This is a genomic window from Synechococcus sp. LTW-G (assembly GCF_054459035.1).
Genome location: NZ_JBTKYW010000009.1, coordinates 21,520 through 36,349, shown reverse-complemented (window position 1 = coordinate 36,349; position 14,830 = coordinate 21,520). Strand labels below are relative to the sequence as shown.

At 64.6% G+C, this 14,830-nt stretch carries 10 protein-coding genes and 1 tRNA gene; 3 read left to right on the top strand and 8 right to left on the bottom strand.

The genetic code is table 11. The features are described from left to right. Nucleotides 1–28 precede the first annotated feature (28 nt). From fusA to ACXIQ9_RS11665, 5 genes are all read right to left on the bottom strand, one after another. On the bottom strand, nucleotides 29–2,104 hold the full coding sequence (gene fusA / locus ACXIQ9_RS11685) for an elongation factor G (RefSeq protein ID WP_459016741.1): 2,076 nt from the start codon (nucleotides 2,102–2,104) through the stop codon (nucleotides 29–31). Nucleotides 2,105–2,193: 89 nt separating this feature from the next. Then, entirely contained in the window at nucleotides 2,194–2,664 is a 471-nt protein-coding gene (rpsG, locus tag ACXIQ9_RS11680) for a 30S ribosomal protein S7 (RefSeq protein ID WP_010314628.1), read from the bottom strand. Nucleotides 2,665–2,706: 42 nt separating this feature from the next. Beyond that, nucleotides 2,707–3,081: a 30S ribosomal protein S12 gene (gene rpsL / locus ACXIQ9_RS11675; RefSeq protein WP_010314630.1), complete on the bottom strand. Its 375-nt coding sequence runs from the start codon at nucleotides 3,079–3,081 to the stop codon at nucleotides 2,707–2,709. Between the two features lie 69 nt (nucleotides 3,082–3,150). Further along, complete coding sequence (locus tag ACXIQ9_RS11670; RefSeq protein ID WP_296418528.1) at nucleotides 3,151–3,519, bottom strand: AIR synthase; 369 nt, start codon at nucleotides 3,517–3,519, stop codon at nucleotides 3,151–3,153. Nucleotides 3,520–3,550: 31 nt separating this feature from the next. After that, nucleotides 3,551–5,296 carry a phosphodiester glycosidase family protein gene (locus tag ACXIQ9_RS11665; protein ID WP_459016740.1) on the bottom strand — a complete coding sequence of 582 codons (1,746 nt, stop codon included), beginning with the start codon at nucleotides 5,294–5,296 and terminating at the stop codon, nucleotides 3,551–3,553. Nucleotides 5,297–5,495: 199 nt separating this feature from the next. On the opposite strand from ACXIQ9_RS11665, the gene gltB reads away from it, so the two are divergent. Together gltB and ACXIQ9_RS11655 are read left to right on the top strand one after the other, a co-directional pair. Beyond that, nucleotides 5,496–10,079 carry a glutamate synthase large subunit gene (gene gltB / locus ACXIQ9_RS11660; protein WP_459016739.1) on the top strand — a complete coding sequence of 1,528 codons (4,584 nt, stop codon included), beginning with the start codon at nucleotides 5,496–5,498 and terminating at the stop codon, nucleotides 10,077–10,079. Nucleotides 10,080–10,210: 131 nt separating this feature from the next. After that, complete coding sequence (locus ACXIQ9_RS11655) at nucleotides 10,211–10,396, top strand: hypothetical protein (protein WP_043705403.1); 186 nt, start codon at nucleotides 10,211–10,213, stop codon at nucleotides 10,394–10,396. A 7-nt stretch (nucleotides 10,397–10,403) separates the two neighbouring features. On the opposite strand, the gene lipA is transcribed toward ACXIQ9_RS11655, so the two are convergent. Continuing rightward, complete coding sequence (lipA, locus tag ACXIQ9_RS11650; RefSeq protein ID WP_296416224.1) at nucleotides 10,404–11,273, bottom strand: lipoyl synthase; 870 nt, start codon at nucleotides 11,271–11,273, stop codon at nucleotides 10,404–10,406. Nucleotides 11,274–11,356: 83 nt separating this feature from the next. Between lipA and ACXIQ9_RS11645 the strand changes: the two genes are divergently transcribed. Then, nucleotides 11,357–11,430 (top strand) — tRNA-Pro (locus ACXIQ9_RS11645). A 3-nt stretch (nucleotides 11,431–11,433) separates the two neighbouring features. On the opposite strand, the gene cobJ is transcribed toward ACXIQ9_RS11645, so the two are convergent. Both cobJ and ACXIQ9_RS11635 read right to left on the bottom strand, forming a co-directional pair. After that, nucleotides 11,434–13,215: a precorrin-3B C(17)-methyltransferase gene (gene cobJ / locus ACXIQ9_RS11640; protein WP_459016738.1), complete on the bottom strand. Its 1,782-nt coding sequence runs from the start codon at nucleotides 13,213–13,215 to the stop codon at nucleotides 11,434–11,436. Next, on the bottom strand, nucleotides 13,212–14,342 hold the full coding sequence (locus ACXIQ9_RS11635; protein WP_459016737.1) for a hypothetical protein: 1,131 nt from the start codon (nucleotides 14,340–14,342) through the stop codon (nucleotides 13,212–13,214). Before ACXIQ9_RS11635 ends, cobJ begins: the two co-directional genes overlap by 4 nt. Nucleotides 14,343–14,830 lie beyond the last annotated feature (488 nt).

The window sequence follows — 14,830 nt, the reverse complement described above, 5'->3', positions numbered from 1 at the left end:
ATCGGGGGGTAAATGGGTAGGGAAAAGATCAGGAATTGCCCTGATTCTTGGAGATGATGGCTTCTGCCACGTTGCGAGGAATTTCCTCGTAATGGCTGAATTCCATCGAGAAGATACCCCGACCCTGGGTCATGGATCGGAGCTGGGTGGCGTAGCCGAACATCTCGGCCAGCGGCACCTTGGACTGGACTTTGGACTGACCATTGTCGATGGACTGTCCTTCGACCTGACCGCGGCGCGATGAGAGGTCACCGATGACGCTTCCGAGGAAGTCCTCAGGAACCTCAACTTCGACCTTCATCATGGGCTCAAGAAGTACGGGATTGCACTTCTTGACGCCGTCTTTGAAGGCCATGGAGCCGGCGATCTTGAACGCCATCTCCGAGGAGTCGACGTCATGGTACGACCCGTCGACCATGGTGACCTTCACATCGATCATCGGGAATCCTGCAATCACACCGGACTGGCAGGTTTCCTTCATGCCGGCTTCAGCCGGACCGATGTACTCCTTGGGCACGACGCCGCCAACAATCTTGTTGACGAACTCGAACCCGGAACCCGGCTCGCCGGGCTCCATTTCGATCACCACGTGGCCGTACTGGCCCTTACCACCGGTTTGACGGGCAAATTTGCCCTCGCCCTTGGCGCTGGCGCGAATGGTTTCGCGATAGGACACCTGAGGAGCACCGATGTTGGCCTCCACCTTGAATTCGCGCAGCATGCGGTCCACCAGGATCTCCAGGTGGAGTTCGCCCATGCCGGCGATCACGGTTTGGCCGGTCTCTGCATCCGTGCGAACCCGGAAGGTCGGGTCCTCTTCGGAGAGGGACTGCAGGGCTTTGGAGAGTTTCTCCATGTCGCCCTTGGTCTTGGGCTCGACAGCCACCGAGATCACGGGCTCGGGGATGTAGAGCGATTCCAGGATGATCGGATCGGAGTCGACACAGAGGGTGTCGCCGGTGGTGGTGTCCTTAAGACCCAGAACGGCGCCGAGATCACCGGCGCGGAGTTCGTCCACTTCCTCACGGTCGTCGGCCTTGAGGACGATCAAGCGAGAGATGCGCTCTTTCTTGTCCTTGGTGGAGTTCAGCACGTAGCTGCCCTTCTGGAGCACACCCGAGTAGATGCGCACAAAGGTGAGCTTGCCGAAGGGGTCAGCCATGACCTTGAAGGCCAGTGCGCTGAAGGGGGCGTTGTCGTCGGCGGGACGCACCGCTTCGCTGCCATCAGCCAGAAGACCCTGGATCGGGGGCACATCCACCGGGGCGGGCATGTAGTCCACCACGGCATCCAGCAGCAGCTGAACGCCCTTGTTCTTGAAGGCGGAGCCGCAGAGCATTGGCACCAGGCCGTGCTTCAGCACGCCCTCGCGGATGCCCTTGGCCAGTTCTGCCTCGCTCAGCTCGCCTTCCTCGAGGAACTTCTCGATCAGCGCTTCATCGGTTTCAGCGATGGTCTCCATCAGAGTGGCGCGCCACTCATCGACGAGATCCTTCATGTCCGCAGGGACATCGGTCTCTTCGATGTCTTTGCCGAGGTCGTCCTTGTAGATGAAGGCGCGGTTCTTGACCAGGTCGATAATCCCGCTCAGTTCACCCTCAGCGCCGATGGGCAGCTGAATCGGAACGGCGTTGGCCTTCAGGCGGTCCTTGATTTGACCGTGCACCTTGAGGAAGTCAGCGCCGGTGCGGTCCATCTTGTTGACGAACACCATGCGCGGAACGCTGTAGCGGTCCGCTTGACGCCAGACGGTTTCCGACTGGGGCTGAACACCACCGACGGCGCAGAAGACGGCGATCACGCCATCGAGCACACGCATGGAGCGCTCCACCTCAATGGTGAAGTCCACGTGGCCGGGGGTATCAATGATGTTGATGCGGTGATCGTTCCAGCTGGTGGAGATCGCCGCAGCAGTGATGGTGATGCCCCGCTCGCGCTCCTGGGCCATCCAGTCGGTCACGGCGGCGCCGTCATGCACCTCACCGATCTTGTGCACCACACCTGAATAAAACAGGATTCGTTCAGTGGTGGTGGTTTTACCGGCATCAATGTGTGCCGCAATACCAATATTTCTGACGCGTTCCAGGGGAATAGCGCGAGCCACGGGGCAGGTCTCCGGAGGGTGGAATCGACAAAAAAGCGGGCGTCACTCTACAAGTCGGTCACATCCGACCTGAGATGCCGCAGTTCCGCTTAGTAGCGGTAGTGAGCGAAGGCCTTGTTGGCCTCGGCCATCTTGTGGGTCTCTTCGCGCTTGCGAACGGCGCTGCCAGCTTCGTTGGCGGCATCCATCAGTTCGCCGGCCAGCTTCTGGGCCATGCTCCGGCCGTTGCGGGCGCGCGAGAAATTCACGAGCCAGCGCAGGGCCATGGCGGTGCCACGCTCCTGACGGACTTCCATGGGCACCTGGTAGGTGGCACCACCGACGCGGCGGGCACGCACTTCCACTAGGGGAGTGGCGTTCTTCACCGCGGTTTCGAACAGCTCGAGGGCGTCACTGCCGGTCCGCTCGTTGATCAGCGTGAAGGCGTCGGAAAGAATCCGCTGAGCGGTGGACTTCTTGCCGTGCTTCATCAGACGGGCAACCATCATGGTTGCCAGACGGCTGTTGAACTGGGGATCGGGAAGAACCGGGCGCTTCTCGGCGGCGTTGCGGCGTGACATAGAGCTAAGGGGAGGAAGTCAGAAACGAACGTCGAAAGGAAATCAATCCTTGGGGGTTTTGGCGCCGTACTTGGAGCGGGACTGACGACGGTCCTTCACACCCGCGGTGTCGAGGGTGCCGCGAATGATGTGGTAGCGGACACCGGGCAGGTCCTTCACACGACCGCCGCGGATCATCACCACGGAGTGTTCCTGCAGGTTGTGGCCGATACCGGGGATATAGGCGGTCACCTCAAAGCCGGAGGTCAGGCGCACACGGGCCACCTTCCGCAGAGCCGAGTTCGGCTTCTTCGGGGTTGAGGTGTACACGCGGGTGCAGACACCACGGCGCTCAGGGCAGGAGCGCAGTGCGGGCGACTTGGTCTTGCGGGTAAGGCGCGTCCGCTCACTGCGGATCAGCTGCTGAATCGTGGGCATCGAGGGCCGGGAGTTTTCGAGGGGCCGGAAGCGAGGTCGGAGAGCCGACCGTTTCGACAATCCGCCACATTACTTTGTCGAGGTGCTGCCACCCAGAACGGGTTCGTCAGCGGGGCCAAAGGCCGCACCACAAGCGCAAACGCGGTGCTCTCGGCCGGTGCGGATCAAGAATCCGCCCCCGCTGAGGTCACCTCGATAGTCGAGCTCGAGGGTGTTGAGTCGCTCGCCCTGGTCGCCGGGGGCAAACAGAGTGATCCCGTCGGCGCGTGCCACGGGAACTCCGGCCAGACGGCCCGGACGAATGCGAATCACCCAGCGCTCGCAGGTGCCATCCACCAGGTCAAGGTGCATCATCCCCGGGGTGCCGGCGACGGCCGCTTGGCGGCCGAGCTCTGCGGCAGCCGCTGCGGTGAGTTGCATGCCTTGGCCCTTGGGCATGGCAAAGAAAAGGCTGGGTCGACCCAGTGTGTCAGGGCGGGCTGGAGGCCAGCCGCGCCGGCGGACGGTTGGGCCGTGGCATCGGTGCACGGGGGATCAAGCCAATGCCGTTGTGGACCGATCCAGCGATGCCCCGTCCTTTCACGGTTTGGACATCCGCCAGAACCAGGCCGGTGGAGCTGCCTCCATCGAGGTTCAGCGCCTCCTTCAGGCCGCGCTGTTTCAGGAGTAATGCCGTTTCCATCAAGGTCGGCCCGGCGTTATTGACCCCCTGCAGGGTGATCAGCCACAGCTGACGTCCGTCGCTGGCGATCACGGTTCTTGGGGCGCCCTGACGGATGAAGCCAGGGCTGAATCCCTCCGCTTGGCCGTTGAGGGCCACCAGTCCAGAGCGCAGCAGCAGCGGGCCACCGCCGACCACAAAGGGTTTGTCCCCAACGACGGAAGTCGATCGGCTGCTGAGCACGAGGCGTTCTCCCGGCTGCCAGTCCACCTGAACCCCGCCGCGGGCCACCAACAGTTCATCCCCGGCGCGCAAGGGGACCCCGGGTTGGGGAATGCCCTCGATGCGCTGTTGCACAACGCCATTGCGGAGCACGAACCCCAGTTCTTGGCCGGTTAACGGCTGATAGCGCGGACCCCAGGCTTCGGTGTAGCGGGCCAGTCCCTTCTGGACGTAGCCGCTGTTCAGGCTGATCAGCGACCAGCGCCGTTGGCGTGGATCGAGCACGCTCTCCTGAAGCCTGAGTCGATCGAACTGGGGAAGTTCACCATCGCCCCAGCCCACGGCCCCCCGATTCAGGATCGGTCCTGAGAGCCACTGGCCGTTGTCCTTCAGCGCCCCCAGGGGAAGCCGGTTCACGCGATTGAAAAAGCCGCCATTAATGGCGATCAGGGCCGATTCATTGCGGGCCAGCTGACTGAGGCTGCTGAGGCCCTTCATCCCGTTGCTTCGGTTGAGCGGGCGCAGATCGACCGGGACTCGGCGTGGATCGAGCTGGACGCTGTTGATCAGGACCTGGCGGTTGCCGATGCGGTCCACCGTTCGATTGAGGGCGAGCCCCTGGCGCTGCAGGCTCGCAAGGGCGGTGTTGGGGCTGGTGCCGCTCGGGCGATTGAGGCTGGTGAGTGCGGTGTCGCTGGGCAGGTCGAGGACCAGGCGCCAAGGCCGGCCCAGGGTTAGGCGTTCCCCTTTGGCCTCCAGCTGCAGCCAGCCGTTCTCTTGACGGGGTTTCAGCCCCAGCCCTGCCAGTTGCCGTAGTTGCTCTGGGTTGCCTTCGGCACTGATGGCCAGTTGGCCGTCATCGCTGCGCACCAGTGCCGGGGCCTTGAGGTCAAGGACCACGCGCCGGCCGCTGATGCCGTTGTCCCTGGCGCGGATCGCTTCTAGGGGGCGAACCGGGAGCTCCAGGCTCAGTTCGTTTTTCCCGAAGGGCTCAAAGCTCACGCCGACGCGGCGCAGCAGGTCGCTGACTGGAACAGCGACCTCATCCCCCAGGCTCTGTTGTCGCATGGCGGGAAGGCTGATTTCGCTGCCAAACCATTCCAGTTGCAGCATGCCCCGCTCTCCGCTGGAGCGCTGGACGCCGAGCTGGTTCTCCAGGAATTCGAGGGTGAGCCAGAGCTCGCCCCGTTCGATGCGCCAGCGGGCTGGTTGCGTCCGTCCGTTGGCGCGAATCAGTGACCCTTCCGCCTGCCGGATCGGTCTCACCTCGGCTGGTGGCGGAGGCGGTGGAATGAGCGGGATCCCGGGATGCAGGGCTGCCAGGACGGGCATCAAAGCCATGAAGCAGCCCGCTCAGTCTCGAAACGCTAGCGACCTTGGAGCGGTCCGCCAGCACTTGCTTGAGTTGCAGGTGGTCCAGCTTTTAGATTCAGAAGCTCGCAGCGGGACCGAGGTTTAGGGCGATCCGTCGCCTTCCGTTCGGTCGACCCGGCTGCTTCGTTACTACCGATAGACCTGTTGTCGCTGGGCTATGCCGCTGTCTTCTCGTCCTGTTTGGCCCCATTGCGACAGCCCCGCCCCGGCAGAGGTGGCCGGCGAGAAGGATGCCTGCGGCGTTGGTTTTCTGGCGAACCTCAAAGGTGAGACCAGCCACTGGGTCCTGAAGCAGGCCCTGCGCGGTCTGGACTGCATGGAGCACCGCGGAGGCTGCGGCGGCGATGGCGATTCCGGCGATGGCGCCGGTGTGCTCTGCGGCATCCCCTGGACCTATCTCGAGGCGGTTTGGCCTGAAGCTGCCGCAGCCTCAACTGCAACCCGTGGTTTGGGCATGGTGTTCCTGCCTGCCGAGGCGGGCAAGCGCGATCAAGCCAAGGCCTTTTGCGACGAGGAAGCTCAGGCCCTGGGACTGCGCAGCCTGGGCTGGCGCAGCGTTCCCGTGGACCCCAGCGTCTTAGGTCCCCTGGCCCGCGGCACGGCTCCAGTGATTGAGCAGTGGCTGCTCGCCGCCGATTGCGATGGTGACGCCCTCGAGGCCCTGCTGTTCCGCCTGCGGCGCCGCTGCGGCGATCGTGCGCGCAGTGTCTGGGGTGCCGTCCCAAGCGACCTTTACTTCGCGTCCTTGAGCAGCCGGACGGTTGTCTACAAGGGCATGGTCCGCTCGGAGGTCCTCTCCGCCTACTACGGGGACCTTCGAGATGAACGCTTCGCGGTCAGTTTCGCGGTTTATCACCGTCGTTTCAGCACCAACACGCTGCCCCGCTGGCCCCTGGCCCAGCCGATGCGTCTCCTGGGCCACAACGGCGAGATCAACACCCTTCTGGGCAACCTGAATTGGGCCCGCGCCGCCGAGGCTGATCTCGATGCGGTTTGGGGCGATGCCGCTTCGGACCTCAAGCCGGTGGTGAATTCCGCCTTCAGCGATTCGGCCAACCTTGATGCCACCCTCGAGCTGCTGGTTCGCAGTGGTCGCCCGATCACCGAGAGCCTGCTGACCCTGGTGCCGGAGGCCTTCCGCGATCAGCCGGCTCTGGCTGACAAGCCAGCGGTCCAGGCCTTCTATGAGTACTCGGCCTGCACCCAGGAGCCCTGGGATGGCCCAGCGCTTCTGGTCTTCGCCGATGGCCGCAGCGTTGGCGCCACCTTGGATCGCAATGGCCTGCGCCCGGCTCGCTACTGCATCACCAGCGACGGTTTTGTGGTGATGGGCTCGGAAACCGGCGTGGTGGAGCTCGAGGAAAGCCGGATCATCGAAAAGGGTCGCCTGGGCCCCGGCCAGATGTTGGCCGTTGATCTGGAGAACGGTCGCCTGCTCCATAACTGGGACGTCAAGCAAGAGGTGGCCGCGCGTCACCCCTACGGCCAGTGGTTGGCGGAGCACCGCCGCACCCTGACGGCCCAGCCCTGGACCCAGGAGCGCCAGCTGGCTGACCTGGAGCTGCTCCAGCAGCAAACCGCCTTTGGTTTCACCGCCGAGGACTTCGATCTGGTGATCGAGGACATGGCCGGTGCGGCCAAGGAGCCCACCTACTGCATGGGTGATGACATCCCCTTGGCGGTGCTCTCCGATAAGCCCCACCTTCTGTACGACTACTTCAAGCAGCGCTTCGCCCAGGTCACCAACCCGCCGATTGACCCCCTGCGGGAGAAGTTGGTGATGAGCCTGGAGATGCATCTGGGCAAGCGGGGCTCTCCCCTCAAGCCCGAGGCCGCCGCGGCAGCGGTTCTGCATCTCAACAGCCCGATCCTTAATGAGGCCGAGTTGGCGGCGGCCACCCAGCAGGGCATTGCCAGCCGCACGCTCTCGACCCTGATGCCGATCACCGGCGGACCGGTCGGCCTTGAGGCGGCACTGACCCAGCTCTGCAGCGACGCTGAAGCCGCCGTGCGCAGCGGCAACCAAATCCTGGTGCTCTCTGACCGGGGAATCACGGCGACCACGTCCTATATCCCCCCGCTCCTGGCGGTGGGTGCGGTGCACCATCACCTGCTGAACCAGGGACTGCGCCTGCAGACCTCCCTGGTGGCTGAGACCGCCCAGTGCTGGAGCACCCACCACCTGGCTTGCCTGATCGGCTACGGCGCCAGCGCTGTTTGCCCCTGGCTCACCTGGGAGACCACGCGCCATTGGCTGGCCCATCCCAAGACGCAGAAATTGATTGAGCGGGGCAAGCTGCCCGCCCTGACCCCCGATCAGGTCCAGGCCAATGTGCGCAAGGCCCTCGAAGACGGTCTACGCAAGATCCTCTCCAAGATCGGTATCTCCCTGCTGGCCAGCTACCACGGAGCCCAGATCTTCGAGGCGATCGGTGTCGGTGCCGATCTGATCGAGCGGGCCTTCAAGGGCACCACCAGCCGCGTGGCTGGCCTGAGCCTGGCGGAATTGGCCAGCGAGACGCTGACCTTCCACGCCAAGGCGTTCCCAGAACTCAACCGCACCAAGCTCGAGTTCATGGGCTTTGTGCAGTACCGGACCGGCGGGGAATACCACCTCAACAGCCCGGAGATGACCAAGGCTCTCCATGCGGCGATCAAGCAGGGGCCCGGCTACGACCACTTCTCTACCTACAAAACCCTGGTGGAGAACCGTCCGGTGACGGCCCTGCGGGACCTCCTGGAGCTGCAACCCGCCGCCACTCCGCTGCCCCTCGATCAGGTCGAGAGCATCGAGAGCATCTGTGAGCGCTTCTGCACCGGCGGCATGAGCTTGGGTGCGCTCTCGCGCGAAGCCCATGAAGTCTTGGCCGTCGCGATGAACCGCATCGGCGGCAAGAGCAACAGCGGTGAGGGCGGCGAGGACCCGGCTCGCTTCAAGGTCCTGGGGGATGTGAATGCGGAGGGCCTCTCCGCCACCCTGCCCTCGATCAAGGGTCTGAAAAACGGGGACACCGCCTGCTCTGCGATCAAGCAGATCGCCTCGGGCCGCTTTGGCGTGACCCCCGAGTACCTGCGCAGCGGCAAGCAGCTCGAGATCAAGGTGGCCCAAGGGGCCAAGCCCGGTGAAGGCGGCCAGCTTCCCGGTCCGAAGGTCGATCCCTACATCGCCTGGTTGCGCAACAGCAAGCCTGGGGTGGCCTTGATCTCACCGCCGCCTCACCACGACATCTATTCCATCGAGGATCTGGCGCAGCTCATCCATGACCTGCACCAGGTGCATCCCGCCGCCAAGGTCAGCGTCAAGCTGGTGGCTGAGATCGGCATCGGCACCATCGCGGCAGGTGTGGCCAAGGCCAATGCCGATGTCATCCAGATCTCTGGCCATGACGGCGGCACCGGTGCCTCGCCCCTGAGCTCGATCAAGCATGCCGGCGGTCCCTGGGAACTCGGTCTGACCGAGGTTCACCGGGCTCTGCTGGAGAACGGCCTGCGTGATCGCGTGCTGCTGCGGGCCGATGGCGGCCTGAAGACCGGCTGGGACGTGGTCATCGCCGCCCTGCTGGGCGCTGAGGAATACGGCTTCGGTTCGATCGCGATGATCGCCGAGGGCTGCATCATGGCCCGCGTTTGCCACACCAATAACTGCCCGGTCGGCGTGGCCACCCAGAAGGAGGCCCTGCGCAAGCGCTTCACCGGTCTGCCGGAGCAGGTGGTGAACTTCTTCCTGTTCGTCGCTGAGGAAGTGCGTCAGCTGATGAGCGTGCTGGGCGTGGCCCGTCTGGAGGACCTGATTGGTCGCTCGGACCTGCTGAAGCCCCGCGCTGTGCAGCTGGCGAAAACCAAGGCCCTGGATCTCTCTTGCCTGCTGGATCCCATCCCCCAGGCTGCCGATCGCGCCTGGTTGCGCCACGCCGAGGCGGCCCATGGCAACGGCGTGATCCTTGAGGATCAGCTGCTGGCTGATGCCGAGCTGCTGGCGGCCATTGAGAACCACGGCCAGCTCGCCAGGACCCTGCCGATCATCAACACCGATCGCAGCGTCTGTGCTCGTTTGGGCGGTGAGATCGCGGCTCGCCATGGCAACACCGGCTTCCAGGGACAACTCGACCTCACCTATGAGGGTGCGGCGGGACAGAGCTTTGGCGCATTCACCGTTCAGGGCATGAATGTGCGCCTGGTGGGTGAGGCCAACGACTACGTCGGCAAAGGCATCAACGGTGGTCGCATCACCGTTGTTCCCCCTGCCGGTGGCAATGATCCCGGTGCCCAGGTGATCCTGGGGAACACCTGCCTCTATGGCGCCACCGGTGGTGAGCTCTTTGCCCTCGGCCGTGCCGGTGAGCGTTTCGCTGTGCGCAACAGCGGCGTCAAGACCGTGGTGGAAGGCGCCGGCGACCACTGCTGCGAATACATGACCGGTGGTGTGGTCGTGGTGCTCGGCAGCACGGGCCGCAACGTGGGCGCCGGCATGACCGGTGGCGTCACCTTCATCCTCGATGAGAACGGTGGTCTGCGCGATCGCGTCAACCCTGAGATTGTCGAGATCTGTGAACTCACGACCCCTGAGCAGGAGGCCATGCTCAAGCCTCTGCTCGAGGCCCATCTCGCGGCCACCGGCAGCAGCAAGGCGTCCACGATCCTGGGCGACTGGTCCAGCTGGAAAGGGCGCTTCAAGGTGCTGGTTCCCCCCAGCGAGAAGGCCAACGTCGGCCTGGCGGAGCGGGAGGCGGTGGCGGCCTGAGCCGCCGGTTCTCCGCTCCTTCGGGTTCGGTTGCTGCACCACTGGGTCGGCTCACCCCACCCCTTGGTTCGGCTGGCCCGACCGCTGCAATCCGAGACCGTCCATAGCGTTTGGGCAACCGCAACGGAGCCATGCCTCCTGAGTTCGCCCAACCCTTTCAACAGCTCTTTGCCCGCCAGATGACCCTGGCCCTGCTCGAGCACTGTGTCCGCCTGGATGCTCCCGTGAGCCTGGTGAACCAGCGCCTGGATGCCCTTGGGGACTGCCCTGAGGCCCAGGCTCTGGAAGCTGAATTTCTGCTGGAGCCCCAGGCTTAAGCCAGGCCTAGCGGGGGTGCAGCTGCATCAGGCGCTGCACCTCACCGGCGTGATAGCTGCTGCGGGTCAGGGGAGTGCTGACCACCTGGAGAAAGCCCAGCTCCTGCTCGCCGTGGAGACGGAAGCGCTCGAATTGCTCGGGGGTGACGAACCGATCCACCGGCAGGTGCTTCGGCCCCGGGGAGAGGTACTGGCCGATCGTGACGATGTCGACCCGGTGTTCCCTGAGATCCAGCAGGGTCTCGATCACTTCCTCGTCGCTTTCCCCAAGGCCGACCATCAGGCCGGACTTGCTGTAGGCCTTTGGCCAGCGCTCCCGCACCTGCAGCAGCAGCTCGAGCGAGCGTTCGTAGATCCCCTGGGGTCTGGCTTTTTTGTAGAGCCTGGGCACCGTCTCGATGTTGTGGTTCAGCACATCGGGGCCGGCCTCCATCACCGTGGCCAGGGCATCCCAGTCCCCGCAGAAATCAGGGATCAGCAGCTCAATGGTGGTCTGGGGAGAGCGCTGGCGGACCGCCTCGATGCAGGCCACAAATTGGCTGGCTCCGCCATCGCTCAGGTCGTCGCGATTCACCGAGGTGATCACCACATGCTTCAGGCCCAGCCGCGCGGTGGCCTCCCCCAGGCGCTCGGGCTCGGTCGGATCGAGGCTGCGGACGCTCTTATCGAAATCGATGTCGCAGTAGGGGCAGGCCCGGGTGCAGCCCGGCCCCATGATCAAAAAGGTGGCTGTGCCCCCGGCGAAGCACTCGCCGATGTTCGGGCAGCTGGCCTCCTGGCAGACGGTGTTGAGCTTGAGATCCAGCAGCAGATCGGCCACTTCCCCAATCCGTTCCCGCTGGGGAGCTTTGACGCGCAGCCAGTCGGGTTTCAGCAAGGGATGAGGAGCGCGCCGAAGGCACCAAAGGGCTGGCTGACTCTAGGAAGCGACTGGTCCACCATCTCCTACACTCCGCCCATCGGGATGTAGCGCAGCTTGGTAGCGCACTTCGTTCGGGACGAAGGGGCCGCAGGTTCGAATCCTGTCATCCCGATTCTTATTGCAGCTCCGCGCCTGGATATCCCCTCGGGGTGACCATCCGGCCGTCCTCGGCGCGACTGCTGCTGTTGCCGATCATCACCAGGGTGAGCATGTCCACCTGCTCGATCGGAAGACCGCCGAGTTCGTGCAGGGTCACCTGCTCTTCGGGGCGCCCGAGTTGGCGAGCGAGGACCACAGGCGTGCTGGCAGGCCGTCCGGCGAGCAGAAGCTGCTGGGCCCGCTCCAGCTGCCAATCCCTGCCCTTGGAGCGCGGGTTGTAGAGGGCGACGACAAAGTCGCCTGCCGCCGCTGCCACCAGGCGTTTTTCGATGACCTCCCAAGGGGTCAGACGGTCGCTCAGGCTGATGGTGCAGAAGTCGTGCATCAACGGTGCTCCGGCCCGGGCCGCGGCAACCTGCAGGGCTGAGATTCCGGGATGGACCTCGAAGCCAGGACGGTCCAGGGGATCGAGCTCGAGCCAGAGCTCCAGGGCCAGTCCCGCCATCCCATAGATGCCGCTATCCCCCGAGGAGACCAAGGAGACGGTCTGTCCCTCGCAGGCCAGGCGCAGCGCCTCCCTGCAGCGTTCTCGCTCTTGGGTCAGCTGACCGTCACTGCGCAGTTGATCGGGGCGGCGCAGCGGTTCAAGCAAATCCAGGTAGAGCCCGTAGCCGACCCAAACGCAGCTCTGGCTGAGGGCCGCTTTGGCGTCCGGGGTCAGGAGGTCCAGCCGACCTGGCCCACTGCCGATCAGATGCAACTGGCCGCGATGGGGTGCCCATTGACTGGCGGCCAGGGCCAGGGCTGCGGTCGCCGCTCCCTGTTCCCCTGCTTCGGCGCGGCTGATCTGCTTTTCGGCCAGCAGCGTTGCCTCCGGGCCCGCCGCCAGAAGGGCCGAGGCCTCCGCCACGCTGGCGGTTCCCAGTTCGGCCGCGACCACCGCCGAGGGGTTGGGAACCTCCACCGGTGCCAGGCGCTCAGCGCTGAAGCAGCGCAGGGGCCAGCCGCGCTGTTTGGCCAGCGCCAAGAGAGCCGGCTCATCCGCTTTGCGATCGGCACTGGCCAGGCCTGCGATCGCCTCCGGTGCGATCCGGTGGTGCTCGATTAATTGGTCGCAGCAGCGCTCCAGCAGGCTCAGGCTGGTGTTGCGCTCGCAGCCCATTCCCAGCCAGACGCTGGGCGGGTGCCAGCGGCAGCCCGAATCCGCCCCAATCCCGACCGAAATCCTTTGTGTGGCGGCCTCGGCCCCTGGCGCCAGGCCGGGGAGTTCTTGCCAGCGGGAATTGCCCTGTAGGTGTTGGGCCTCCAGCGCCTCGCGGCGGGCGGCTGCCTTCATGAGCGCATCCCAGGGGCCGTTGTTGCGTCTCCAGCCCCAGGCCTGACCAAAGCTGTCCAAGGCAACCCGGCCCTCGCCATGGGCGGCACCGGTGATCACGGCTTCCCCTTGGCATCGGGCCGCCAGGGTCCGAGCCAGGGCCTCGCCACCAGCCCCGTGGCCTCCCAGTAGGGGGATGGCAAAGCGTCCGCTTGGATCCAGGACGACCACCGCTGGGTCGCTGGCCTTGCTCTCGAGCTGAGGCGCGATCAGTCGGGTGACGGCCCCACAGGCCCCGACGGCCACAAAGGCCCGACTTGTGCTCCAGTTGGCCTCGAGCAGGGCCTGCAGTTCCCCAGGCCCCCAGTGGTTTCCATCGGCCGGGCTGGCCAGACGGTCAATCTCACCTGATTGCAGGAGGCGTCGCAGCAGCGGGAGGCCGCTGGCGCTGAGGCTGAATCCCCAAATCAGGCTGTCGTTCATCCCCCCAGCTTCGCCTTCAGGCCGGCCAAGGGACCCTTGGGCTGCGCTTCGATCAGGGACCCGTCACTGCTGACCAAATCCCGCGCCGATCCACCCAGGCGACTGCTCGGAGCTGTGCGCTCTGCGGGCACAGTTGTTACTGGTGCTGGCGTGGGTGCCACCGCAGTGGGTGCAGGAGGCGTCGGTTCTTCTTCGGGTGCCGAGGGGGGCTCCGCAGGAGCAGGTTCGGGCTCGGGATCGGCTGGGGCGGGTGTCGCCTCAGCTGCCATTGGCAGTTCGGTGGGATCCGGGCGTGTCTCCTCCAGGGGAGCTGGCTGGGGCTTAGGGCGCTCCGGTTCACTCGCTTCAGTTGGAGCAGCCTCAGGTTGAACAGCCTCAGGTTGTGCGGTCTCGGGTTCCTTGGTCTGGATCTCGGCGGCTGGAGGCGTGACGGGTTCTGGCTCCGGGGTGCCACTGAGTGCCGCGAGGGCTTGAGCGCTCAGCGTGGCCTGTTGCCAGCTCGGCCTGAGGCTGGAGTCGATGACCACCTCACGCACCACGCTGTTGAAGGGTGGGTTCAGGGGATCTCCCCGGCCGTCCAGCAATTCCAGTTGCACCGCATTACTGCCCCGCTTCAGGCCCTTGAGCCAGAGCGGTGTCTGCCGATCCACCAGAAAGCTGTCGCCGTTCACGCTGACCCGCAGGCGCCAACGGGCATCGTCATCGCGCAGGTGCTGCAGCGGTGCGTCGATCAACAACCAGTCGATCAGGACCGGCTCGTTGTGCTGCAGGTCCGAGGGACTGGCTGCAATCAGCTGCGGGGAGCCCGAAGCCGGCAGTTGGGACGGATTGCGGGCGACCCGATGCAGGCGTAACTGCTGACTGGCTCCTGGGGCTTTGACCACTTCCCCCCAGGGCCTGGCGGCGAAGACCGTCAGGCGATGGCTGCCAGGGCTGAGCTCCGGCATGGAGAGTCCCTGGGCTTCGGCTTCGCTGCTGATGCGCCTGGGGGGTTGATCGTCGAGTTGAACGACCAGGTGGGGGCCCAGTCCGTTGGTTTCGTCTTCGTAGAGGGGCCAGTCCTGAACCTTCAGCTTCAGCGTCCAGGGGCCGGCCGGAAGAGTGCTGTCATTTGCAGGGGACAACACCTCGATCTGTGGCGCCAGGTCGTTCAACCTTTCGCGGACTTGTTGCACTGCTCCTGGTGGGGCAACTTCCTGCAGCTGTCCACTTGGTTTGGAGCTGGTGACTGGAGAGGGTTCTGACCTGCTCCCTCTTGCGCTGGTGCCGGATGTGCAGCCACTGGCGACCATGAGCAACACCGAGAGCACCACGGCCGAGATGGCCTTTAGTGCTGACTGGCGCATGCGCTTGCCTCTCCCCACTCGTTTGGGCGAATGACTGAACACATTCTGCAGGTTTGCGGACTATTTGACCGGAAGGACTAGCGGATTCTCGATAAATAGGGCTATGGAAATGGCCTTATTTGCTTAACAAGACGGGGGCAATCTGAGAAAACTTGATGATTCTTTGCTCCCGCGAGAACTCAGTCCCTGACTGGTCCGACTCCGGGTTGAACCTTTGTAACTGCTGGGCCGAGAGGCTTGGATTCCGCTTTTATACTTCCGCCAGCGGT

Coding starts and splice junctions, on each gene's coding strand:
- rpsG (WP_010314628.1), bottom strand. CDS start 2,664: ATGTCACGCCGCAACGCCGCCGAGAAGCGCCCGGTTCTTCCCGATCCC.
- rpsL (WP_010314630.1), bottom strand. CDS start 3,081: ATGCCCACGATTCAGCAGCTGATCCGCAGTGAGCGGACGCGCCTTACC.
- ACXIQ9_RS11670 (WP_296418528.1), bottom strand. CDS start 3,519: ATGCCCAAGGGCCAAGGCATGCAACTCACCGCAGCGGCTGCCGCAGAG.
- ACXIQ9_RS11665 (WP_459016740.1), bottom strand. CDS start 5,296: ATGCCCGTCCTGGCAGCCCTGCATCCCGGGATCCCGCTCATTCCACCG.
- gltB (WP_459016739.1), top strand. CDS start 5,496: ATGCCGCTGTCTTCTCGTCCTGTTTGGCCCCATTGCGACAGCCCCGCC.
- ACXIQ9_RS11655 (WP_043705403.1), top strand. CDS start 10,211: ATGCCTCCTGAGTTCGCCCAACCCTTTCAACAGCTCTTTGCCCGCCAG.
- cobJ (WP_459016738.1), bottom strand. CDS start 13,215: ATGAACGACAGCCTGATTTGGGGATTCAGCCTCAGCGCCAGCGGCCTC.